The 24259-nt window shown below is 40.6% G+C and carries 21 protein-coding genes; 10 read left to right on the top strand and 11 right to left on the bottom strand.

What is annotated here, in order from left to right; genetic code table 11:
* Positions 1–153 precede the first annotated feature (153 nt).
* A complete protein-coding gene (locus tag HWQ42_RS15925; RefSeq protein WP_292813662.1) occupies positions 154–531 on the top strand; it encodes a hypothetical protein in 378 nt (125 codons plus the stop codon).
* A 270-nt stretch (positions 532–801) separates the two neighbouring features.
* Here HWQ42_RS15925 and HWQ42_RS15920 read toward each other — a convergent pair whose 3' ends face one another.
* Together HWQ42_RS15920 and queG are read right to left on the bottom strand one after the other, a co-directional pair.
* Positions 802–1437 carry an HAD-IA family hydrolase gene (locus HWQ42_RS15920; RefSeq protein ID WP_292738815.1) on the bottom strand — a complete coding sequence of 212 codons (636 nt, stop codon included), beginning with the start codon at positions 1435–1437 and terminating at the stop codon, positions 802–804.
* Complete coding sequence (queG, locus tag HWQ42_RS15915; RefSeq protein ID WP_292738818.1) at positions 1412–2386, bottom strand: tRNA epoxyqueuosine(34) reductase QueG; 975 nt, start codon at positions 2384–2386, stop codon at positions 1412–1414. Before queG ends, HWQ42_RS15920 begins: the two co-directional genes overlap by 26 nt.
* Positions 2387–2624: 238 nt before the next feature.
* Between queG and HWQ42_RS15910 the strand changes: the two genes are divergently transcribed.
* Positions 2625–3056, top strand: coding sequence for a ketosteroid isomerase family protein (locus HWQ42_RS15910; RefSeq protein WP_292813659.1), 432 nt, complete (start codon positions 2625–2627; stop codon positions 3054–3056).
* A 306-nt stretch (positions 3057–3362) separates the two neighbouring features.
* On the opposite strand, the gene HWQ42_RS15905 is transcribed toward HWQ42_RS15910, so the two are convergent.
* The 3 genes from HWQ42_RS15905 to HWQ42_RS15895 form a co-directional block, all read right to left on the bottom strand.
* Positions 3363–3788 carry an anti-sigma regulatory factor gene (locus HWQ42_RS15905; protein WP_292738822.1) on the bottom strand — a complete coding sequence of 142 codons (426 nt, stop codon included), beginning with the start codon at positions 3786–3788 and terminating at the stop codon, positions 3363–3365.
* 3 nt (positions 3789–3791) lie between these two features.
* On the bottom strand, positions 3792–5465 hold the full coding sequence (locus tag HWQ42_RS15900; protein ID WP_292813656.1) for a SpoIIE family protein phosphatase: 1674 nt from the start codon (positions 5463–5465) through the stop codon (positions 3792–3794).
* Between the two features lie 163 nt (positions 5466–5628).
* On the bottom strand, positions 5629–6348 hold the full coding sequence (locus HWQ42_RS15895; RefSeq protein ID WP_292738826.1) for a response regulator transcription factor: 720 nt from the start codon (positions 6346–6348) through the stop codon (positions 5629–5631).
* Between the two features lie 423 nt (positions 6349–6771).
* Here HWQ42_RS15895 and HWQ42_RS15890 point away from each other — a divergent pair, with 423 nt between their 5' ends.
* Together HWQ42_RS15890 and ftsE are read left to right on the top strand one after the other, a co-directional pair.
* Positions 6772–7527 carry a WecB/TagA/CpsF family glycosyltransferase gene (locus HWQ42_RS15890; RefSeq protein WP_292813653.1) on the top strand — a complete coding sequence of 252 codons (756 nt, stop codon included), beginning with the start codon at positions 6772–6774 and terminating at the stop codon, positions 7525–7527.
* Between the two features lie 309 nt (positions 7528–7836).
* A complete protein-coding gene (ftsE, locus tag HWQ42_RS15885) occupies positions 7837–8583 on the top strand; it encodes a cell division ATP-binding protein FtsE (protein ID WP_292813651.1) in 747 nt (248 codons plus the stop codon).
* Between the two features lie 70 nt (positions 8584–8653).
* Here ftsE and HWQ42_RS15880 read toward each other — a convergent pair whose 3' ends face one another.
* Together HWQ42_RS15880 and HWQ42_RS15875 are read right to left on the bottom strand one after the other, a co-directional pair.
* Complete coding sequence (locus tag HWQ42_RS15880) at positions 8654–9427, bottom strand: armadillo-type fold-containing protein (RefSeq protein WP_292738832.1); 774 nt, start codon at positions 9425–9427, stop codon at positions 8654–8656.
* A gap of 186 nt (positions 9428–9613) precedes the next feature.
* Positions 9614–10198, bottom strand: coding sequence for a hypothetical protein (locus HWQ42_RS15875; RefSeq protein ID WP_292813648.1), 585 nt, complete (start codon positions 10196–10198; stop codon positions 9614–9616).
* Positions 10199–10925: 727 nt separating this feature from the next.
* Between HWQ42_RS15875 and HWQ42_RS15870 the strand changes: the two genes are divergently transcribed.
* Entirely contained in the window at positions 10926–11822 is an 897-nt protein-coding gene (locus HWQ42_RS15870; RefSeq protein WP_292813645.1) for an alpha/beta hydrolase, read from the top strand.
* A 124-nt stretch (positions 11823–11946) separates the two neighbouring features.
* On the opposite strand, the gene HWQ42_RS15865 is transcribed toward HWQ42_RS15870, so the two are convergent.
* Positions 11947–12480, bottom strand: a complete 534-nt coding sequence (locus tag HWQ42_RS15865) for a DUF4330 domain-containing protein (protein ID WP_292738838.1) — start codon at positions 12478–12480, stop codon at positions 11947–11949.
* Between the two features lie 393 nt (positions 12481–12873).
* Here HWQ42_RS15865 and HWQ42_RS15860 point away from each other — a divergent pair, with 393 nt between their 5' ends.
* Positions 12874–13737: a M48 family metallopeptidase gene (locus HWQ42_RS15860; RefSeq protein WP_292738840.1), complete on the top strand. Its 864-nt coding sequence runs from the start codon at positions 12874–12876 to the stop codon at positions 13735–13737.
* Positions 13738–13872: 135 nt separating this feature from the next.
* On the opposite strand, the gene HWQ42_RS15855 is transcribed toward HWQ42_RS15860, so the two are convergent.
* Complete coding sequence (locus HWQ42_RS15855) at positions 13873–14628, bottom strand: metallophosphoesterase family protein (RefSeq protein WP_292738846.1); 756 nt, start codon at positions 14626–14628, stop codon at positions 13873–13875.
* Positions 14629–14879: 251 nt separating this feature from the next.
* Positions 14880–17321, bottom strand: coding sequence for a hypothetical protein (locus HWQ42_RS15850; RefSeq protein ID WP_292813642.1), 2442 nt, complete (start codon positions 17319–17321; stop codon positions 14880–14882).
* Between the two features lie 172 nt (positions 17322–17493).
* On the opposite strand from HWQ42_RS15850, the gene HWQ42_RS15845 reads away from it, so the two are divergent.
* From HWQ42_RS15845 to HWQ42_RS15830, 4 genes are all read left to right on the top strand, one after another.
* On the top strand, positions 17494–18843 hold the full coding sequence (locus tag HWQ42_RS15845; protein WP_292813640.1) for a glutamine synthetase family protein: 1350 nt from the start codon (positions 17494–17496) through the stop codon (positions 18841–18843).
* A 27-nt stretch (positions 18844–18870) separates the two neighbouring features.
* Positions 18871–20010: an amidohydrolase family protein gene (locus HWQ42_RS15840; RefSeq protein WP_292813637.1), complete on the top strand. Its 1140-nt coding sequence runs from the start codon at positions 18871–18873 to the stop codon at positions 20008–20010.
* A gap of 717 nt (positions 20011–20727) precedes the next feature.
* A complete protein-coding gene (locus HWQ42_RS15835) occupies positions 20728–21897 on the top strand; it encodes a glycosyltransferase family 4 protein (protein ID WP_292813635.1) in 1170 nt (389 codons plus the stop codon).
* 63 nt (positions 21898–21960) lie between these two features.
* A complete protein-coding gene (locus tag HWQ42_RS15830) occupies positions 21961–23112 on the top strand; it encodes a glycosyltransferase family 4 protein (protein ID WP_292813632.1) in 1152 nt (383 codons plus the stop codon).
* 194 nt (positions 23113–23306) lie between these two features.
* Here HWQ42_RS15830 and HWQ42_RS15825 read toward each other — a convergent pair whose 3' ends face one another.
* Positions 23307–23576, bottom strand: a complete 270-nt coding sequence (locus HWQ42_RS15825) for a hypothetical protein (protein ID WP_292813976.1) — start codon at positions 23574–23576, stop codon at positions 23307–23309.
* Positions 23577–24259 lie beyond the last annotated feature (683 nt).

Below are 24259 nucleotides of genomic sequence, written 5' to 3'. Positions count from 1 at the left end.
TATCGATAGAAAGAGTTAAATTTATTGGAAATTGCAGCTTTAATCTACCTTTTAATAGAGGCAAAAGTCTCTCTATAGGAAGCAATAAAGCAACCAATTGCTTTGCTATGATTGCTCAAGTAAGCAATAAAAAATTTAGCTAAGGTTTTAATTATGGCTGATCAAGAAGTAAAGCCCAATTTAAATGAAGCTTCCACCCAGGATGCACAATTAGCTGCTGAAAGCATAGCTAGTGGTGAAGAAAAAGCACCAACGGTGGATTTTGATGCTGATTATGCAGCGGCACAAAAATTCAGTGTGAGTGAAGTCGATCGCACAGGTAAAGGTGAAGCAGCAGCAGAATCAGCTACTGCACCTAAATATCAAACTTCTAAGCCACAAGAGACAAAACCTCAAACACAGTCAACGGGCAATCCTGATGATTTTCTAGAGTCAGCAAAAGAAGTTGGGAATTCTGAGACTGGAGATGCAACTAATGTCAGTGATGATTTAGTAAAACAAGCTTTAGAAAAGGGTGAACGGAAAAATTAATTTTTCCTGATATCTTGCTATTTTGTAATACCAATTTGAAAAAAGAAGGCGACAAATAGACTATTTGTACAGAGGTTGTAGAGACGCGATTCATCGCGTCTTTAGCCAATGGTGTCTTGCAATCATTAATGGAATTGGTATAATATGGGCAATGTCAAAAATATGAAAATCAAAGTTATCACCATTGGTAGACATTGCCCACTCTACTGTTTTGACCAATCGTCAGTCAATTGTTAAGTTTTTCACTATCGACTTTTGACTATTTATTAATTAACGACTATTCATCACTTCTAGTAGTTCGCTAGGTTGCTGAATTAAATAATCTGGATTTTGCTTGGCTAGTACTTCCGATGAATTAAACCCCCAAGTCACTGCAATCACCTGGATATTTGCTTTTTTTGATGCTTCTATGTCTCTTGTTTCATCTCCAACATAAATAACCTCTTCAGGTTTGAGTTGCTTTTGCCTCAAGACATTATTGATGATAGTTGTTTTACCAAAAATTGTAATTCCTGAGTAGATAAAATCAAATAGGTGATTTAAATCATTGATTGTGAGAAATTGCGTAACATTTTCTTTAGAATTAGAAGTGATGATACCCAGTTTATATCCTTGATTTTGGAGTTCTGTTAATGCTTCCTTAATACCCAGAATTGGCTTTAATTCTGGAATTTTGTTTTTTAATTCCCCTTTAACTTTTTTAACTAGAAAAGGGATCTTAAATAAAGAAACTCCTGAGTACTTAATAATTTCCCTAGATGTTAAGTTCTTGAGGAAGGCTAATTGTTCTGGGCTTATTTGTCTATAACCAAAGTCTCCAGCTAAACGATTAGCAATACTTACAAGGGCATCTACTGTATCAGCAATTGTGCCATCAAAATCAAAAATAATTACTTTCTGGGTCATTCTTCTGCCTGGATGCGTCAAGATTAGCTAGGGCGTTGCGTCGTAACATTTCTGGCTTAATCCGCCGCAAGGCAGATGCTGGAAATCGTTTATCCCACTCCCGATCTGAGATTTGGGCTAATTCTAGCAGGTGGGGAGCAATATTCCCAGGATAAGGCTGAAACTCTTCAATATCAGTTGTTTGGGCAAAACGTTGATTCCAAGGACAAACATCTTGGCAAATATCGCAACCAGCAACCCAGCCTTGCAAATGAGGTGCGATCGCCTCTGGCAATTCCTTGTCACGATTTTCAATGGTATGATAAGCAATGCAGCGATTAGCATCGACAACAAAAGGCTGAGTAATTGCACCTGTGGGACAAGCCTGAAGACAACGAGTACAGCTACCGCAGTGTTCTGTGTGTGGGCGATCGCTCTCTAATTCTAAATTGGTCAACACTTCTCCCAAAAATACCCAAGAGCCATATTCCCGTGTAATCACATTACCATTCTTGGCAATCCAACCAATTCCAGCTTGTTGAGCCAGCACTTTATCTGGCACCGGGCCAGTATCTGCATAATAAAGAGCTAATACGCTTGCATCAAGTGATTTGAGCCACATAGATAGCTGCTTAAGTTTTCTATGCATTACCTTGTGATAATCCCTTCCCCAACCATAACGGGAAATTTTGGCGTATTCCTCACTTTCAGGACGTTGATGTGGTGTGTAGTAATTCAGCGCCACACACACTAGCGATCGCACCTCTGGCATCACTAAGCGGATATCCTGACGCTTTGGATTAGCCATCCATTTCATATCAGCGTGATAACCCAGTTCAATCCATGCTTGCAACCTCTGCGCTTCTGTGGCATTTACCCGATCTACAGCAGTAATTCCAACTTTGTGAAAGCCCAACTCGCTGGCTTTTTCTTTCACTAGACTGCTGCTCGTTACAAAATACTGATTCATTTTTTTATCTGGATTTTGCCCAAATAAAGGCGTCATAATAATACATTACGTAACCAATACCTTTAATTAAGATTTGTTACTTACCTGACATATAGCCTGTCTTAAGCTGCATAGCAAATTAATACTTCCATCGTTAGGAAGATTTATTAATATGTAGCAATCTATCTCAACAGCAGCTTTTTTTTTATTTATTTTTGTATTGAAATTAATATTCAGATAGCATAATACAGGTAATTTTATGACCTCTGCTGAATTTATATCGCCAGCGCAGTTTAAAGAAGAATTCCAGATTGAGGGAATTACAGAATCAAGCGTACTGCGTTATTTTGAAACCTTAAATGCAGGAGAATTTGAGGCAACTGCTGCCTTGTTTGCGATAGATGGTGTGATGCGTCCGCCATTTGAATCTGATATTGTGGGAACAGATGCGATCGCAGCCTACTTAAAACAAGAAGGTCAAAACATTAAAGCTTACCCCAACACAGGAATCGCCGAGACTTTAGAAAATGGTGATATCCAAATCCAGGTAACAGGCAAAGCACAAACTTCGTGGTGTAGTGTCAATGTATTGTGGCTATTTATTCTCAACCAACAACGGCAAATTTCTTATACTAGAATCAAACTTTTAGCTTCCCCCAAAGAGTTACTTAATTTACGTCGCGAAAAGTAAGTAGCAAATAACTACAAAGGGCAAAGTTTTAAACCAATATTTATTACCTACTCACATAGGATTCATGGCTTTATTCTGACTCCTGAATTCTAAATTCTTCCTCATAAATAGCATGACTTGAAAAATAGTAATACCAATTTGAAAAAAGAATGCGACAGATACATACTCCCAAACCTTTGTTCTGTCTGACTTTCTTTATGCGTGAGTTTTGTTAGCGAGTCCGCGTACTCTTACAAAGAAGCAAGCTACGCTTTTAGCGTCTCGTAGAGAGCGTCATTTTGAATTTTGAATTGGTATAACTTTTGTCTATTGGACTAATTCGGGTAAAGTAGCTTCTAACTTCAGACAGTTAGCACCATTAACCTGCAACTTGTAATCTACTTTATCCATGAGACGATTCATAATCAGCCAACCATAACCACCTTCTTGCTTTTCCATCGGATTTGGAGCGTAGTAGTTAGACATGTCAAAGCCTTCGCCGTAGTCCCAAATTTCTAGGGCTAAATCTCGGTCTTTCACTTCTAAACGTAGTAAGATGGGCAAATTTGGTTGGTCTTTGTGGGCATGACGGACTGCATTAGAGTAGGCTTCCACTAAAGCCAGTCTCAAACGACTTGATTGCCGCGACCAATCCACAGATTCCCCTAGTTGAATTTTCAAACATCCCAACAACCAGTTTTCAACAATATTCAGAAAATTCAAATCGCTTGGTACATGAAGCTCACTTTTCATGACTTACAAAATCTCCAGTGAAAGTATAGTTTGATCGTCTTCTTGAACGTGATTATCTGCCTGAATGCGAGCTAGTAAATGGTTAAGAGAAAGTGGTTGTTGCTCTTGTTGTAAGAGTTGCCAAAGACCATCTTGATTCAGCATCGAACGGTTCACTGACTCAACCCCAGCCTCAGTTTTTACTGTTGAATCAGGATTATTTGATACCATTGCTTCTGTAATTCCATCGCTGGCTAGTAACAATGTGTCTCCAGCAGCGAGAACCAAGCGACCAGACTGCGCCTGCCACTTAGGCAAAATCCCTAAAGGAACGCTGCGAACTTTCAGGTAATTGGGATTTTCGGCTAAAGCACCTTGCCGTGACCATAATATTGGGTAAATATGACCGGCATTAGTGTAGATCAGTTCCTTAGTACTAGGGGTATAACAGGCTAATACAAGAGTGACAAAATAATTGTTGCTAATTAAATCTTCACTGAGAGCGTGGTTGAGGTTCTGCATAACCACATTCGGCTCTGCTGGTGTCTCTTGAGATAATTCTCGGCGCAAAACTGAAATAATACTAGCCATAAATAAAGCTGCTGGGACGCCCTTACCAGAAACGTCACCCACTGCTAACCACAAGTCGCCTTTAGGATGGACAAAAACTTCAAAAAAATCGCCTCCTACTTCACGCGCTGGATAGCAGCAAGCTTGTACCTTTACACCTTTAATGTCAGGTAAACTTTGGCGTAACAGGTTGTATTGAATTTGGCGAGCTACCTCTAACTCAGTGTGAATCTGCTGTTGCTTTTCTTGGAGGCGTTGGTAGAGTTTTGCTTGGGAGAGAGCTAAGGCTGCTTGTTCGGCAACACCTGCAATTAGTTGGATGTCTTCGTCTTCCCAAGGGCGATCGCGTCCCCATTGGTGGAGGGTCAGCACAGCCAACAGATGCTGATGGTAGCTAAGTGGCACAACTAAGTGGTGACTAGGATTACCGTCATATATATCTTGAGCGAGTTGATAATGACGGGTTTCCAGCACCTTTTCTATTAAAACACTGGAGTCGAAGACGGAATCTAATACATCAGATTTCGGATCGTGGTAGAAAAACTCGTCTTGTGTGAGGCGATCGCCCTCTACTGGTTTGAGCAAGCAACTGCTAGCTTCAAATGTTTCTCCAATAGTTGCGACAATTTTTTGCAGCATACTATCGTAGTCTAAAGATTCCCGAATTGCTGTTGTTACCGCATTAAACAAAGATTCTCGGCGTAGGGCCCGACGCAACTCTTGGGTGCGCTTTTTAACTAAGCGATACGTATCAGTGGCTTGCTCAACTAACCCTCTCAGCCGTTCTGGATTCCAGGGTTTGGTAATGTACTTGAATACCTGACCGGAGTTAATCGCATCTACCAAATCTTCGACATCAGTAAAACCAGTTAACAAAATCCGAATCGTGTCTGGAAAGCGTTCTACGGTGCGACTAAAAAATTCAGTCCCATTCATTTCTGGCATTCTTTGGTCAGAAATAATTACCGCCATTTCGCCAAATTGATCCAAGATTTCCAAAGCACCAAAGGCATGATTGGCTTTATATACTTGAAAATCTCGCCTAAAAGTGCGGTAGAGTAAATCTAGGTTATCTGGCTCATCATCTACCACCATGAGCTTAAGTTTTTCCGTCCCAATCTCAGCCATATTTGACTTTTGTTTTCATATATTTGAATGGCGAGATAGTATGATGTTTATCCCACCTAATAAATAAGAGAAAATCAGAAAAGCCATTCACTTTGAAAAGTTATATTTTCAAAGTTATGAGTTTCCCTTGATTATCCTCAATTGATCCACACCCAAATTAAATTTATCCAACTAACCCAGAACGCAAGGCGCGGACTGCTGCTTGGGTACGGTCATCGGCACATAGCTTATTCAAAATATTGCGAACGTGAGTTTTAACAGTGCCAACTGTGATGTAAAGTCTTTCCGCAATGACTGCATTACTACAACCTTCGACAATCAACTGTAACACTTCCAATTCCCTTTCTGTCAGGGTGTAAGGTTGAATTCCTTCCAGATTCTCAAAAGAATCTGGGTTAGGAGCAATAGTCTTGGAATCGACCAAAGCCGATTCCAACTTTTGAGGATTTTGTTGCGCTTGTTGTAATACAATCCGAGCGATCGCTGGATCGATCCAGGCGTTGCCATTGTAAGTTACTCGTACTGCTTCCAGCAAATTATCAAATTTGATATCTTTCATACAGTAAGAGTCTGCACCAGCGGCAAAAGCTGCCAACACCGCTTCTTTGTTATCCCGCAGCGTCAAAATTAACACTTTTGTAAGTAGCTGCTGGCCATTAGTAGTAGATTTTACCTCCCGTGTTAACTCAATGCCATCCTTATCTGGTAAACCAATATCGACAATGGCAATATCTGGTTGTAGCATTTTTAACATTTTTAGACCATCAGCAGCATTAGCAGCTTCACCTACAACTTCAATTTCATCCTTTTGCTGTAGTGCTGTACGAATACCCACACGAGTTAGGTCATGGTCTTCAATCAGAGCGATACGAATTTTACTCATAGCCAACTTCAGCCCGTTACACTATAACCATAAAGTCGAGTTTCGTGACATACTCCCACACTAGCTGCAAGCAGTATAGTGGGGGTTTCTATTCCCGGAACCAGAGTTGCGAGTTGAGCGTTTTATACTGAGTGAATATTACACTGTAACAATAAAAGTTGGACTAGTTCAGCCCAAGTACAAGCGCCCAAGATTAATAGACAGAGGAGTGAAATTAATTATGTGTTATCTAAAACACTTATATATACGTAGCACTGCTACGTATATACATTCTTGTTCACTCTTATGTCTATTTAGTTTAATTATGCTTTCTCTCGTTGCAGGGCAAAGGGGAATCTCTTTTGCCTAAGTTCTAATATAAAAAAATTTGATAAACTTAACATTCATGCAAAATCTGGTATGAGTATTACTTAAGAATAGGCTATGTCTAACGGCAATCAAGCATTTTCAGTGTTGGGAATACCAGTTCATGTGATGGCTGACTATCCAGGCTGGTTGTTAGAATGCCTGCACACAGGCAGAGGAACTCATGTCGTAACGCTCAATGCAGAAATGACTATGCAGGCAGAGCGAAATCAATTATTAGCTCAGGTAATTAAAAATGCTGAACTGGTGATTCCAGATGGAGCTGGGGTGGTTCTGTATTTACGATGCCTGTTATGGCAAAAAGTGCAGCGGTTTCCAGGGATTGAATTAGCAGAAAAACTTTTGCAAGCGCTTGGGCAACAGAAGACAGGGACAAAGATATTTTTCTATGGAGGAGCGCCTGGAGTAGCAGCAAATGCGGCAGATTTTTGGCAGGAGCAAATTCCAGATTTGAATATAGTCGGCACTCACTCAGGCTACCATTCCCCAGAAGAAGAAGCACAATTGCGAGAAACTCTTGCTCAATTGCAGCCACAAGTGATTTTTGTTGGTTTGGGAGTGCCACGTCAAGAGTTATGGATTGCCGAAAACCGCCATTTGTGTCCCCAAGCAATTTGGATTGGCGTTGGTGGCAGTTTTGATATTTGGTCGGGAACTAAAACTCGCGCTCCCGCCTGGTTAGGAAATAATAATTTGGAATGGTTGTATCGACTTTATCAAGAACCTTGGCGCTGGCGGCGGATGTTGGCTTTGCCAGCGTTTGCTGTGAAAGCGTTTGTTTATCGTTTGACAGCTAGGGGTGCAATTAGTTAAGAGTGGGGCATGGGGCATGGGGCATAGGGCATGGGGATGAGGAGACGTGACGACGCAAAAAAAGTCAAATACTATCTCTGTGTAAGACTGTCCCCGTGTCCAATTCCCAATGCCCAATGCCCAATGCCCAATGCCCAATGCCCAATTCTGAGTGTTCTTACTTAGTTAGTATTAAAGTCTTGAAAAAATTTTAAATTTTCTTTGTTGAAATTTAAATTCCCAGGCGAAACCTGGGAATCCTTATTTTGGGGAGAATGTCACATCTAAGCAGGCAAACTGTTTGGTTGTGGGTATGAGGAAAGTTTAACAATGCCAGTATTAACAACTCAAGTTAAGAAAGACTTTTCCGTTCGTAGAGAGGATAGTGAAACTCAACAGTACAGTAGTAATACTACTACAAAAGTACAATTGCAATCTGTAACCAAGACTTATGCTAACGGCACTCACGCTTTATTGAATGCAAACCTTGAGGTAAAAAAGGGAGAATTTCTGTTTATCACGGGGCCAAGTGGTTCTGGTAAATCAACGCTCTTGAAACTGCTGTATGGCCAGGAGTTGCCTACACAGGGAGAAGTAATTGTTGATGAATGTAATGTAGCGGATTTGCGGGGCGATCGCTTGTCATTATTGCGGCGACGAATTGGTATTGTGTTTCAAGACTACAAACTGATTACCCAACGGACAGTAGCAGAAAATGTCACTTTTGTGCTGCAAGCTCAAGGGTATACCCGTAAAGAAATTCAACGACGTTTAGAACCAACCTTAAAGCTGGTAGGTTTGCTGAGTAAAGCTGACTGCTTTCCAGATCAACTGTCTGGAGGAGAGCAACAGCGGGTGAGTATTGCCCGTGCGATCGTTGGTACACCACCCCTACTGTTGGCCGATGAGCCTACTGGAAATCTCGATCCAGATAATTCCTGGCAAGTAATCCAGATTCTCCAGAAGTTAAATTCCTTTGGGGCTACGGTAATTGTCACCACCCACGATGAGCAATTGGTACGCAGGTGCAATCATCCGATAGTGCAAGTTCGTAATGGAACGTTGTCTCGAAAATAATTATTAGTCATTAGTCATTAGTCATTGGTCATTTGCAAAGGACAAAGGACAAAAGACAAATGACAAATGACTAATAAACGTGGTGTTTGACTTTTGCTGATACGGGTACGAAAGGTACTGCTGTTTTGAGGGGTAGCACTTGTAGGCGATCGCAGGCTTGTAAACTCTTAAAAGCTGCCTCTCGTACTACAACTTCTTCCTCTCGACTGAGTAGGAGTTGCAAGCATTGGACAATATCTTGCTGCACTGAAGAATCAACTCGCTTACGACTGATGAATTTACTTAGTTGACCTAGAGCAATCAACCGCTTCAATGGATCTTTTTCTGTTAAATTCATCAACAACCGATCGAGGTGGTTTTCTTCTCGATTTTCATAGAAGTTGACAATTTGCCATACCAATAAAATTAAAGTTAACAGGGTTCCCACACCTTGGGCGATCGCACCAGCAGCAATCCAGTGACTGTGAGAGTCAACCCATATCGCCGCTGCCATGTAAGTGCTGACAGTGGCAATACCACCACTGATGACTGCTAAAGCTAACCGACGATTTGAATTATTTAAGAAGTTACGTATTTTAGACCAGCGTAATTGCCAGTCCCACTCTTGCATTGAGTAAACCAATACCATTACTCCAATGCCGATTAAGAGAGCCAGTAGCAGTTTCCAGTTCCACAACAACATGGCAATAATGATTGTCAGGAACCCAAGAAAGCCCCCAGGGCCAGAGAAACGTTTAAATGTTTGCTGCTTTATGGCTCCCTTTGTCTTGAATTTTGGAAGCGACCAGTTCCAGTTGGGGATTTGGTTGATCAATTGCTGCCAAGAAGACGAAGCCTGTGCCACAGTGTTTACCTACTTGATTACGAAATTACCTATTGTATAAGTTTTACTATGGATGAAGGAAGGATGAAGGCTTAAATCACAAAATGCCCGATTTTATAGAGGGATACTAGACTAATACAGCACAGCGCAAATTAAGATACCATTTTCAATCGCTCAGAGCAAGGGCATTTTGTACGTAAGTCTTACTTAAAGACAAAAACGAAAGTTATCAAGGGTGAATTGACCATCAAAAGTACAAAAGGTAACGCTGTGAATGTTATTCACATTTATAGATAATAAGGTATTGGGGGAAATTGGCGAGTCGGAATTGGCAAGATTAGAGCTTGGTAGCGCAGTTTGAGCGAGTAGTTGCCGATCGCGATCGTAGGCGGAAAGCACTAGCCGTTGCGAACTAGTGACAAAGGCGCTAACCGAGTTCACTGGACGCAAGAAAGTAGCTTCTAAAAATCCGCTTTTGGGCGCTCCCATTAAGACTATTAGCCCTGAATAGGTTGGAAATGCTGGATTTGATGGCTGTATTGCTAGAGAATTGTGAAAAATGACTCCCCAACGTTCATATTGACGCTCTACTGTTTCAAAACACTTCAAGTCTTCTAAGTCTAAACAAATACAAGTAGGTACAGTAAGTTTGGCAGCATCAAAAACTGGCTCGACCTGACCCCGCCTAGCTGAAGCTTTAATTTCGTTTTGTATATTCAAGTTGTCAAGCGCAAATTTAGCGTCTTCAATCGTTGGTAGTTTATTTGATTGAAGAGTAGCCTGCTTTACCATGACATCCCGCCTTACTATTACTTAGACCAAAATCAGATTAGTTATACATCAAAAGCTATTGTTTCTACATATATAAGTAGAATTAACAGCTTATTAAAATAAGCGTTTTAACTATTTTTGACGTGTTGACGGTCAAAATTATTTATCGGTTTTTTGATAGACTACCATAAAAACTTATGCTGGATTCACGCTGGGGCGATCCTCGCTACCATGAAAAACCCTTATAGAACAGTAATTTCAACGTTCAGTTACTTTATTTTTATGAAAAAAAGCACCAAATCTTTACAAGTAATCCAGTAATTTTATATCTACTTAATCTGACGCTAGTGAGAAGTCTGAGAGTGATTGGTTCGCTGATAATAACAATGAGTGGGAAGTTTGAACTAGACACATGAAGAGTGCTGAGTTAAAAGATTGCCTACAAGGGACGTTGCTCTTACTAAGTACACAAATATTAAGTGCTTTTTAATTTACTCAGCACTGAATGCGGTAAACATTTAGGGTGACGAAAGGGGAGGCGATTAACAATTCAAAATTCAAAATTCAAAATTAAAGACATTTCAGACGGGGATTTAAACCCCGACTGAAATGGGTGCTGCATGTAGATTGCAGGTTCTTAAACCCTTTAATTTACGATAAATTATCAAATCTTCTCTTCCTGTGCTTGCCTCCCAGGTATTTTATATTACTTGTGCCAACGAATCACTACAGTCAACAAAAAAGATTTATGTTTCAACCACTAGGATTTGAACAACGCTCTATAGATACCTCACTAGGTAGAATGGTATATTATACTGCTGCTGGAACACCTTGGGAGGATGATCTGACTGCCAAAGACGATCGCGAAACTTTGGTATTTCTGCACGGCTTTGGTGGTGGGTCTTCTGCTTATGAGTGGTCAAAAGTTTATCCGGCTTTTGCGGCTGAATACCGGGTCATTGCGCCAGATTTGCTCGGTTGGGGTAGGTCTGAACATCCTGCACGGAGTTATACTATTGAGGATTATTTGACCACGATTCGGGAATTTTTCGAGCAAACTTGTACTGGGCCAGTAACAGCGATCGCTTCTTCTTTGACCGCAGCATTTACAATTCGGGTAGCAGCAGATCGTCCTGATTTATTCAAGTCTTTAATTCTTACTACCCCCGCCGGACTTTCTGACTTTGGCGAAGACTACTCCCGTAGTTTTTTTGCCCAGTTAGTTAGCGTTCCCGTTGTCGATCGTTTACTTTACAGCACTGGAATTGCTACTAGTGGTGGTATTCGCAGCTTTTTAGAACAACGGCAATTTGCTCAATCCAATCGAGTCTACCAAGAAATTGTAGATGCTTATCTAGAATCCGCCCAACAGCCTAATGCTGAGTATGCAGCACTATCCTTTGTTCGTGGCGATTTGTGCTTTGATTTATCCCTTTACATTCAACAATTAACCATTCCCACCGCGATTATTTGGGGACAAAAGTCAGAATTTACAGGGCCCTCAATTGGTCGCCGCCTTGCCGAAATCAATCCTCAAGCAATCCGATTTTTTCAACAGTTGGAAGATGTCGGATTAACACCACAGTTGGAATTGCCAGCAGTGACAATCGGGTTAATTCGCAAATTTTTGCCTTTGCTTAATTAACATGAGTAGTAGAGACGCGAAATGGGACTGGGCTTTGCCCCGCAGCGCTAACGCGTCTCTACATTCTTTTTCACCAAATGTTTAATAAGATTGCTAGAGAAAATTATCCACAAAAGTGATAATACTATTTATCTTTCAATCTGATATCAATGACAGTTGCATTGAAGTTGTAGTTAAAGCCTTCTAGCTCAAATGGCATCCCAATTTTAACTTTACTGTTACCCAAAACTGGCCCACTTTCAGTAACTTGGGCTTTGCCATCTAAAGTCAAAAGAAAATCTGTACTGTAATTGTTGCTCTTGGGATCTGGCAGTTCTTTAACAGTGCCATCCGGTTGGAAAACATTGACTGTTCTAGGTAGCTGTTGAATAGATTTAATTTCAATCTGTCCGTAAGGCTGATTGCGGATAATCACATTGGTTTTTCCACCTTTTTTTAAACCATTGTCAATTAATTTTTCCGGGTCGCGTACATTCAAACCACGAACTACTAAGTCTACTTCTATGGGTACTGTTTTCGCACCAACTTGGGCAACAGAACCAGAAGTGCCAGGAAAAACAAAGATGCCAAATATAACTAGCAGAATTACCAGCGCAGCACCTAAATCGAGGAGATTAATTTTGCCAAACAAGCGACCTTTTGAATCTAAAATAGCCATAAAAAGTTTTCCGATGTAATCGTGAAGTAATGGATTGTAGCCCGAAAGTTTTCGATGGAAAAGGTAATTTTCCCTATTTGGTAATAACTCAAAGTATTCGGGGGTTGCGGTTATGCGACAGTTTATCACAAGTTCGTAATTTCCGAGGCACGGCAGCTAACCCTCAAATTTTTACTAGTTAATACTGACGCACCTAGAAAGTAAAATCTAGTGTTTAAGCCTATCTCTAGAGAGAATCCCTAGCCTCCCGCAATTCGGTAGATTTGCATCAAGATTATCTGTATGACAGCTCCTTTGGTCTTGAGTTAAGAATGCAACTTAGAATACTCTAAATCCGTCTTATAATTTGTCCCCTCATTTTATGTTCTTCCTAAATAATCTTCAAAGCGTATTATGTTCAATTGGAAAGGTTTTGCTGCAAATTACCGTGTATGGCGGCGTCGCTGGTTTTATCCCCTAATTTCAGTGGTAGTCGCCCTGAGTCTGTGCCTGAGTACACCCTTGCCTGGAAGAACTTTAGATTTCTTGCCTCTTTTACTCCAAGGAGTTCAGGCATTTCAGCTTTCTAATATATCCCCTAATCAAGAAGTTGATCTTGGTAAGCAGATTAATCAGGAATTGGTCGGCAGTCAAGTCAGACTTTACCGCAATCCCGAAGTTAATCGTTATGTAGAGCAAGTTGGTCGGCGTTTAGCAGCGAATAGCGATCGCCCCGATCTCCCCTATACTTTCCAGATAGTTGAGGATAACGCTATTAACGCCTTTGCGACCTTGGGCGGTTATGTATATGTCCACACGGGTTTGCTGAAAACCGCAGACAATGAAGCGGAACTGGCAAGTGTACTCGCCCATGAAATCGGTCACATTGGCGGGAAACACGTAGTCAAGCAGATGCAGCAAAAAGCCCTCGAAAGTGGTCTATTAACAGCAGCTGGCTTAGATCGAAATTCCGCAGTGCAAATTGGTGTACAGTTAGCGCGAGACTTACCACGCAGTCGTAAAAACGAATTGGAAGCCGATCAAAGAGGACTACGAACTTTGACACGTACTGGTTATGCCCAGTCAGCAATGGTCTCTTTTATGCAAAAGCTGCTGAAAAAGGGTGGTTCTAGTCCAACATTTTTAAGTACTCACCCCGGAACCAGCGATCGCATTGATGCCCTCAAACGTGCAATTAACTCTCAACCTAGTAATGGAAAATCTGGCTTGGATAATGCTAGTTATAAAGCAAATATTCGACCATTAGCCAAGTCTTGAAGAAATTGGGAAAGAGGAGGCAGGAGGCAGTGTTTCCACTACGCTCAACAACCAGGTAGGGGGCAGAAGTTCTTTAATTTTGAATTTTGAATTTTGAATTTTGAATTGATTTCTCCCCCTCATTTCAAATATTCTTCAATTCCTATTGCGGCGATCGACTTTAATTTTGGCTGGATCAATGTTAATTACAACCTCTTCTAAAGGCAGGGTACGGATATAGTTTTTAAAGATATTAACTTGATAAACCAACTGATTTGTGACATCTAGTCCAGTCAACCAGCCACTCCGGGGATGATAAGCGCCAGTATCTATGTCTAGCCATCCCTTTCCTTGTGCCAGTTTACCAGGAGAAACACCCGGCAGGGTAAAGGTAATGGTGTGACCGATGATAATTTGTTTATCTGGAAAGTAGGGTTTTTCAATACTGTGAAATTCCTCTCGTATCCAGCACAGTTCATCGGCAGTTTGTTCTGTCACCGACTTGGAAGGGTCAACACCAGCATGAGTTAACCAAATATCCCCTAAGTCAAGGTATGTAGGCAAAGCTTTTAACCAATCCAGATGGTCATCAGGAATGGGAGCCTCTTGGTAACTAGCTACGGTAGCTTGCCCTCCACCAAACAGCCATGCTTGCATCGTCGAGGAGGAAATCCTTTCATTTGTCAGAATGTTTAGTAACATCTGCTCATGATTTCCCAACAAACATGAGTAGTTATTTTGCTTGACAAAATTAACTACTTGCGCACTATGAGGGCCGCGATCGATTAAGTCTCCCAGAAAATAGACTCGATCTTCTGACGTGGGGGCGATCGCCTCCAACAGTGTCATTAAACCTTCATAGTGTCCATGCACATCCCCAATTACAATTCGTCTGGGGCTAGTTTCGCTCATTGTCTCTTAGCTGCAATAGTTTTGGCTAATACTTCTGCTACAGTTTACGCTGTCTGCTTTCCGCAATGAAAGGTAAAAATACTGGATAATGCTTATTTTAATTTAATTTTTGTACGAGTAATAAAATTAACTTATCAAATATATACAACGACAATTGTTTTTTAGATATAACTTATAATATCGAATTCCAGTTTAAAATTCTTAAGCGAGCAGTATTGAAAGCTGTGTTATGTCGTAATTGCTGTAAGTACTCACCCCGCCAGCCGATACATAATCACTTTTCCTTTCCAATTTTCTTCCACAAATACCAGATGCTCACCATTGGAACGCCGAAAAGCGCGAATACCGTAGGGTATATCAATCCAGCCACTTTCGCTGCCAACTTCTGGGCCTGGTTTTAACTGTTGTACTTGCGCTCCCGTCTTGGCATTGTAGACATATACCTCTGCGGTTTTGACGGTCACAGCAAATACATAGTCTCCCGCCACACTGATTGCTGCTGTAGACACTTCACGCTTACCGGTGCTGTCGTAGGGAATTACAATCCGCCATTTGGGAGTACGATTTCCTTTACTCCAATTGTCAAAACGGGCAATCTCAGATCCAGCAACTCCAGCATCGTCACCAAATGCAGGGTGATCTACTGTAAAACCTGACAAATACATACTATCTGTTTCAGGGAAATATTCGATCCGCCGCAAGTCGTTAAATATTTTGGGAGTAGTTTGCTTTTCCATCGAACTATAGCTGTAGATGGGGTTGCCTTTTGGATCTATTCCCTGTAAAGGATAGTGTCGAATGCCATCTTCTGTTCGCAAAGCTTTCCAAACATCTCCTTTGCTGTCTACCCACCAGCCGCCAAGATGAGGATAATCTTTGCTGCGATCGTATTCGTTCTTTTCAAATTTGCCATTACCGTTGCGATCGCGCCAGATCCATTCCCCTTGTTTTGGTTGATGCGGTGGCCAATTTTCGGTAATAAATGGTTTATCTGCGCCATTAGTACCGACAAACATGCCGGCGGGGATGGCAACTTTACCATCTGTAGCGGGATTAAAACGATATATTTGCAGAAAGCTGTTATACATATCTGTGAGGAACAAAAACGGCTTCCCTTGGATGCGGCGAACAAAGGTTCCATCTGGGGATGTATGCAGACGTGGATCTTGAGGATATTTGAAAGCATTTAAGGTGTAGGCTTTGTAAATCCATTGCTTACCAGCAGGCTTACTGTAATCCATCAAATAGTGTTCTTGTTTAGTAAATAAATCTACACCATCAGTTTTAGGATCGGCATCTGCATTATCGACGAATATTAATCCCAGCGATCGCCACATTAGTTTTCCCGATGGCGAAAATTTCCGCAAATCTGTTCCTGATTTGTTGAAACCATTACTATTTATATATATATTCCCTGAAGCATCTGTACCGATTCCGGTAAGTCCGTAAAGTTTCAAATCTCGAACTTCACCAGGAACTCCTGCATAGATACCGCCTTTAGAACCAAAACTACTCACCTGCACTGGCCGATCTTTGATCTCATAAGTCAACATTTGCTGACGCGGGCCATTTTCTGCTACTAACAGCTTACCTTGATGATTAATAGCGATCGCTGTTGGTTCGACGATATCTGCAATCTGTTGCGGCAATTGCTTTCCACTTTGGGAATAATGTAAAATTTTTGCAGGCTTACTACCATTTTTACTTTGAATAATCCACAGATTTTTTTGTGGATCAATAGTTATTGCTCCCGGATTAGCAACGGTAAAGCTGCGGAGTTCCTTCATCGTCTCAGGATCATAAACACGAATACGGCTAGCAGCAAAATCACTCACATACAACTCGCTTCCCACAGTTGCTAATCCAGTAACTTCACTTTTAGTACTGGTAATCAACATACTTTTATCCCAACCACGTCCATTCGGAAACGGCGCAGGTTTTCCTGACAAGTCATAGCGTCTAACGCTATACCAAGTTGTTCCTTCTGGTGGATAATCTTCTTTTGTATCGCCCCTCGAACCTTGAGTCATGGCAATGTAAACATATTTACTATTTGCGGTTACAGCTTTGCCACCGCCACGGCTCCAGCCATGAGTATCCCCAAGGGCAGCAATAACCTTACCATCTTTATATATTCCTGCCTCCATTGCCGCCTCATCCCAATGGCTGTTAGTATAAACCGTGCCATCAGGAGCAACATACATAGCCTCAATATTATTTTGTACCCGCAGATTTCCACTGCCAATAGTATTACCTATCCACGATGTTTTGTAGTTAAGCGCGGATGTTTCAGTATTGTTTTGTACTCGTAGATTTTCACTGCCAATAGTATTACTTATTGGTGATATTTTGTGTGTAAGTGTGGGTATTTCAGTATTGTTTTGTCCCCACAGACGTTCGCTGCCAATAGTATTATTTATTGACGATATTTTGTGTGTAAGCGTGGGTATTTCAGTATTGTTTTGTATCCGCAGATTTTCACTGCCAATAGTATTATGTGTAAGCGTGCGTGTTCCAGTTGTCGCCCAGTCTGTTGTAATTCCAAGGGTAGTAACAATGACTCCAATAGTCAGACTGAGTAAAAAGTTGAAAGTTTTATTTCTTTGTAAATATCTAGTATTAGATAATTTTTTGAGATACTGATTGAGCTTGTGACGTAGTTTTTTTAACCGCGTCAGTAATTTATTTATCATATAATTTTCAGGTTTTAATTATTTATATACAATCATTGTTTATGAAATCCGTAAAAAAATATAACTATTCTGAAGTGGTTAAGATACGGTCTATGTATGGACACGGCATCTGATATCACTCTGCCATAACTTTCATGAGAAAATAATCGAGTAAAAATAAAAATAACTAACAATGGCTGAAAAAAATAACTTTAAAAAAATACGAAAATATCTTCAAGAAGCTGATGTTAAATTTGTGCGAGTTCTTTGGTGCGATAATGCTAATATTATCCGTGGCAAAGCTGTGCATCTGGGAATGTTAGCTCACTACTTTGAACATGGAGTAGGGATTTCTGTAGGGCAACAGGGAATTCCCGTAATGTATGATGCAGTTGTGCCAGAAACAAATTTAGGACCAGTAGGTGAAATTCGCTTAGTCCCAGATTGGTCTAGCCTTAAGCCTTTACCTTATAGTCCTGGTCATGCTCGTGTCATGGGCAATATGATACTAGATGGTGCTGCTTGGGGGTTATGCCCGCGAAATTTTTTGAAGCGGATGATTGCGGCAGCTAAATCAACTGGTTGGGAAGTACGAGCAGCCTTTGAAAATGAGTTTTATTTACTACGGCAAACACCTGATGGCATCATTCCGGCTGACTCCACAGTTTTTGCTTCAACTCAGGCAATGGATCTCCACCGCGAAGTAATTGATGAAATCGCTGATGCACTTATTGCCCAAGGTATACCTGTCGAACAGTATTATCCTGAATCAGGCCCAGGTCAGCAGGAAATTTCTATGCGTTATACGGATGCTTTACAAGCAGCTGACTGGCAAATTGCTTTTCGAGAAACTGTCAGAGCGATCGCCCACCGCCACAACCTCATCGCTTCATTTTTACCCAAAATTTTCCCGGATGCAGCTGGTAGTGGTTGTCATATCCATCTGAGTCTTTGGCATAGGGAGAAAAACCTATTACCAGATCCTCAGAGTATCTATGGTCTTTCTGAAGTGGCATTACAATTCATCGCTGGTATCCTACACCATCTGCCGGCACTGATGGCACTAACTACCCCAAGTACTAATTCTTATCGCCGCATTCTTCCTCATAGTTGGAGTGGTGCTTTTCGTTGTTGGGGATTAGATAATCGGGAGGCAGCCGTTAGAGTCCCTAGTAACCCTGCTTTGGGCTGTCCCAGCCACTTTGAATTGAAAACTGTAGATGCCTCAGCGAATCCTTACTTAGCTTTAGGAACAGTGATTGCAGCCGGACTTGATGGTGTACAGCACAGTCTCACATCACCAAACCCAGTCAATCAAGACCCCGGATATTTATCAATTGAAGAACGCAGTGCTAATCAAATAGACCCATTACCAAATAATTTGGGGCAAGCGATCGCTCACCTCCAGCAAGACGATATCCTATTAACAGCTTTAAATCCACAGTTAGCCAAAGCGTTCTTAGCAGTGCGTCAAGCAGAGTGGCAAGCAATGAAAGATTGGGAATTAACGGCAGAAGTGAAAGCATTATTAGAAAAATACTAGCACCCCACTCTCTACTCCCTACTAAAAATGAATCTAGCTGATATTCCCTTAATTGACCAACACGCCCACAACATATTAAAACCAGAAGTAGCTGCCCAGTCTCCTTATGCGGCTGCCTTTACTGAAGGCTACGAACCTGAAATAATTAACTACCATGCCCGTCATACCTTCTTTTTTCGGCGTAGCTTGCGCGATATTGCTGCTTTATTGAACTGCGAAGCTGAAGAAACAGCAATTTTGGCACGGCGAGAAAGTCTAGGATTAGAAGAACTAACGCAGATTTACTTTCGGGCTGCTAATCTAGAGGCAATTTACTTAGATGATGGTTTGCAGCCAGAAACTATCCTACCTCTGTCGTGGCATGAAAGGTTTATTCCTGTGCGAAAGATTCTGAGATTAGAACTATTAGCAGAACAGCTAATTCCGCAATCTCCTGATTTTGCTACTTTCCTAGCCAAATTCAACAGTGAACTCGATCCCCCACCGCTGGGAGTAGTAGCTTTTAAAAGTATTGCCTGTTACCGGAGTGGTTTGGATATTCAATCGGTAACTGAGGAGGTGGCGGCGGCTCACTTTGACAACCTCAAGCAACAACTGCACAATCAACCTCTGCGACTGACAGATAAACCGCTGATTGATTTTCTGTTACAACAGGCATTATTAGTAGCAGCAAAATACCGCTTACCAGTGCAATTTCATACTGGCTACGGCGATCCCAGCTTGGATTTACGATTAGCTAATCCCCTAAATCTGCGATATTTACTAGAGTTACCACAGTACCGCTATGTACCAATAGTATTGCTACACGCTTCATATCCTTATATGCAGCAGGCTGGTTATTTAGCTTCTGTATATCCCCAAGTTTATCTAGATTTCGGTTTGGCAATACCCTTTTTAAGCGTATCTGGAATGCGGGAAGCAATTAGGCAGATGTTAGAATTAACTCCCACTACTAAGTTAATGTATTCTTCTGATGCTCACTCAATTCCAGAATTGTACTACTTGGGTGCAAAGTGGGGTCGCCAGGTTTTAGGGGAAGTGCTAGAGCAAGCAATTACAGATTCTGATATTACTGTAGCTGAAGCTGAGGCTATTTCTTTAGCAGTTTTACGTGAAAACGCCTTAGTTCTCTATCAATCAGCGCACGAAACAAGTACTAAGCGTTAGCATTATTTATTACCCCAATTACTCTTGCTTTCAAATTTGGCTGAGATTTTTCGTTGAACAGAGTGATTGAAGAGTGATATATAAGTAGCAAATTATTTTTTATTTTACATAAGCTTTATATAGCTACCCTTATTCTTGAAATTTTCAGGTAATATCTTTAAAAAATTATTTAAGCTTGACTTTATCCAAAATTAAGAACTTGATTTTATTGAGCCGATAAAAATTCTAGATTTTTGGTAAATACTTTTTCTACATCACAGATATCGATAAACTTAAAAAAGTAAACCTCTCTTCCCACAAAAGTTTCAGCTTAGGCGTTCGTGCAACGACTCCGCAGGAGTATCGCGTTGCGACAAAAATGGATATAGTCGAGTTAAGGTATTAATATTTACTTATTTTTAAATCAGAATGGTAAACATTAATACAAAAACATTCTATATTTATTACTTTATAGCAGCTTTTCTCTCTCTCTATATAGCATTCACATTTCTGAATTGATAGGTATCATATATAGCTATCTCGGTGCGCTCTAGTTAATAAAAACACAGGTTTGATTCCTTATTGACGTTGATATATAAATAGTTTATAAATTGATTTTCTATACAAAAATTCTTATTGGTAATGCGTATTCATAAATTTTATTGATTCAGGTTTGGATATAGATATAAAAGCGCACAGATGTGCGCCTGTTTTAGTATATTTATAGGAGATAAATTAGTGGAAAATAAACCAGAAAATTTTACTTCCCCATCTGCATCTATTCTCACCCTGGGATTAGGCTGGTTTCCCAAAAGTCCCGGAGGATTAGAAAGGTATATTTATGAACTAACTCATAAATTAGCTGCAAATCACGATCGGATTGAATTATGCGGAGTCGGTTTACCAGAAACTGAATTAAATTCGCCGATTAAGCTGACTAACTTGGCGAGTCCCGATAGTGCTATTTGGCAAAGATTATGGTCGATTCGCACGAATTTTCAGAAAACAAGAACCAGCAAACCAGATGCTATTAATTTGCACTTTGCATTATATAGCTTTCCGATTTTAGATATTTTGCCAAAGGGAGTACCAGTTACTTTTAACTTTCATGGCCCTTGGGCTTTTGAGAGTAAGCAAGAGGTAGTTAATAAAAACCTCAGTCTTTTAATCAAGCACTGGCTAATAGAACAAAACACTTATAATCGCTGCGATCGCTTCATTGTTTTGAGCAAAGCTTTTGGTAAAATTCTACATGATAAATATCAAGTACCGTGGAGCAAAATTAATGTTATTCCCGGTGGAGTTGATATTAATTGGTTTCAACCAAATTTATCACCCCAAGAGGCTTGTGCAAAGCTACGCTGGCCTACTAATCGCCGGATTATATTTACATCACGCCGTTTAGTACATCGAACGGGAGTTGACAAATTATTGCAAGCTCTGGCTATAATTAAGCCCAGAATACCAGATGTTTGGCTAGCGATCGCAGGCCGTGGTCACATCCAAGCCGCATTACAACAACAGGCTACAGAATTAGGACTAGATGACAACGTTAAATTTTTAGGTTTTCTCCCTGATGAGCAATTACCTATAGCTTATCAAGCGGCTGAATTGACTATTATGCCTAGCCAATCTTTTGAAGGATTTGGATTAGTAATAGTTGAGTCTCTAGCCTGTGGTACTCCTGTTTTGTGTACTCCAGTTGGGGGAATGCCAGAAATTTTATCAGAATTTTCACCCGATTTAATTACGACTTCAACAGACGCTTCAGACATTGCCGAAAAATTAGAACAAGCACTTTTGGGAAATATCCCCATACCTTCACAATCGGACTGTCGCCAGTACGCTACCACACACTACGACTGGAATCAAATTGCCCAAAAAGTACGGAATGTTTTATTAGCTTAAACAAGTAAGTTTAATAAATTCTAGGGGCACTACATGAGCCAAATTAGATAACATAGAGGTTTAATGAGAATTCTTTTCTTAGATCAAAGCGGTAAACCAGGCGGTGCCGAATTATGTTTAATAGATATTGCTAAACCTTATGGCGATCGCGCTTTGGTAGGTTTATTTGCAGATGGTTCATTTAAAGATTTACTACAACAAAATCATATACCTGTAGAAGTTCTCGCAACTCAAGCAATCCAAGTTCGCAAAGAAAGCAGTTTGCTACAAGGATTCAAGAGTTTGGGACAACTTGCACCTTTGATTATTAAGGTAGTTAAAAAAGCGCGTGAATACGATTTAATCTATGCCAACACCCAAAAAGCATTAGTTGTCGGAGCGTTGGCAAGTTTTTTCAGTCGTCGTTGTCTGGTTTATCATTTACATGATATTCTTTCCAAAGAACATTTTAGCCAAACTAATCTTCGCATTGCTGTTAACTTAGCTAATCGTTTTGCATCATTAGTAATTGCGAATTCTCAAGCTAGTCAAACTGCCTTTGTACAAGCAGGAGGCCGGCCAGATATCATCGAAGTTGTTTATAACGGTTTTAATCCAAAAAGTTATCAAACTGATGAGTCTGACATTAAGCAATTACAGCAACAGTTAGGACTAGAAGGAAAATTTGTCGTTGGACACTTCAGCCGTCTTGCACCTTGGAAAGGGCAGCATATTTTAATTGATGCCCTGGCTAAATGTCCCCATGATGTGACAGCAATTTTAGTGGGTGACGCATTGTTTGGCGAACAAGATTATGTCCAAAAGTTGTACCAACAAGTTAGTGAACTGGGATTAGAAAACCGCGTTAAATTCTTAGGATTTCGTTCTGATATTCCTCAGTTAATGGCAGCTTGTGACTTGGTGGCACATACATCTACTTCGCCAGAACCCTTTGGGAGAGTGATTGTAGAGGCAATGCTATGTGGAAAAACTGTAGTTGCAGCCAAAGCTGGGGGTGCAATGGAATTAGTAGAACATGGACTTAATGGTTTTTTAGTGACACCAGGAAAACCCCAGGAACTTGCACAAGTAATTATCACTTGTTTACAGGAGACGGAAATAATTGCGACTATAGCTAATAATGCCAGGGCTACTGCTAGTCAGCGTTTTGATGTTGCAACTATTAATCAGCAAATTTCCCAATTACTGTCCCACAGATTATCATTAATTGACTAATCTACAATCACCGATTTTGTTTAGATAACCCCAGATGTGAATCTGGGGTTTATGCGTGTGATTACAAACCAACTAATTCACGAGATTCAAAATCAGAGAGTTATTGAGCAATGCCTACAGCCGGCAAGCTACGCTAATCTGGCTTCCAACTTAGCCACAATAAACTTATGACGCAGATATTCCAGGCGATCGCATTAAGCTGCTTCCCGCAGTTGTGGTTGTGAGGGCATACTCACCTCTGGAAATGAAAGCGAGAGTTGTTCGGCTTGAGGTACTGCCGCTTGCTGCAAAACTTGAACTTCAATATTCACGCTGACCAAATAACTACCTGTATCAGCACCAACTGCTTCAGCGATTAGTTTAGCAATGTCTGGGCGTTTGGCAGTCAGCGGATCGCGTAAAATACAACGATCCCATTCATGCTTGGCAGTCGGATTGAGGTTGAGAATATAATGCTTCATCATCGAACTAACCCTTGAATCCATCTTCCAGAAGGTTTCCACAGAGCCATTATGCATTTGGCTAGGCTTTGTGGACGCTATACCCATTATAGTATATTTGTACTAAGCTGGGCGATATCTGAGTCAGAAAGTAGGAAATATATCATGTCCGGCTAATTAGCTATATTCCCGAATCTATGCAGAAAGCCCAAAAATCCCTCCCCTCTCCGGTCTTACAGCTATTTACCTGAAAATAGCTGTAATCATAAGTCTTTAACCGGACACGATTAAGCTGTTCCTCATTTAACTTGCATAATTAGCATAGGCTTTTCGGTCTATGCCACAAGAGTTATATAAATTTTGGATTAGATGTCGTTTAGCTTACAAACCATTCGTAAAAGCGTATAAAGCGTATAGGTATGTCTTAGGAATATTCCTGTGCTACATCGGATTGTTAAAGGACTTCTAACAAATCATCAAAGTGCGATTTCTACAATGGGCAAAGCCAACGCCAAATTTATCTATTCCTTTCTTCTCCAATTTGGTGATGTCTCTGAATTCTTAATCCCCGAAAATCTGCCCATAGGTAAATTCTAATACAAAGCTATTGCAACTAAGCTTACAAAGCAACACCTTATATTTATGTAAATCGCCAAAAGTGTTGAATGTTAAGAAAAATCCGATAAAAATAACCCAAAATATGGTAA

The organism is Nostoc sp. JL23 (assembly GCF_017115065.1).
In the GTDB taxonomy this organism is placed as follows: domain Bacteria; phylum Cyanobacteriota; class Cyanobacteriia; order Cyanobacteriales; family Nostocaceae; genus Nostoc; species Nostoc punctiforme_A.
This window is presented reverse-complemented; position numbering and strand designations above follow the sequence as displayed.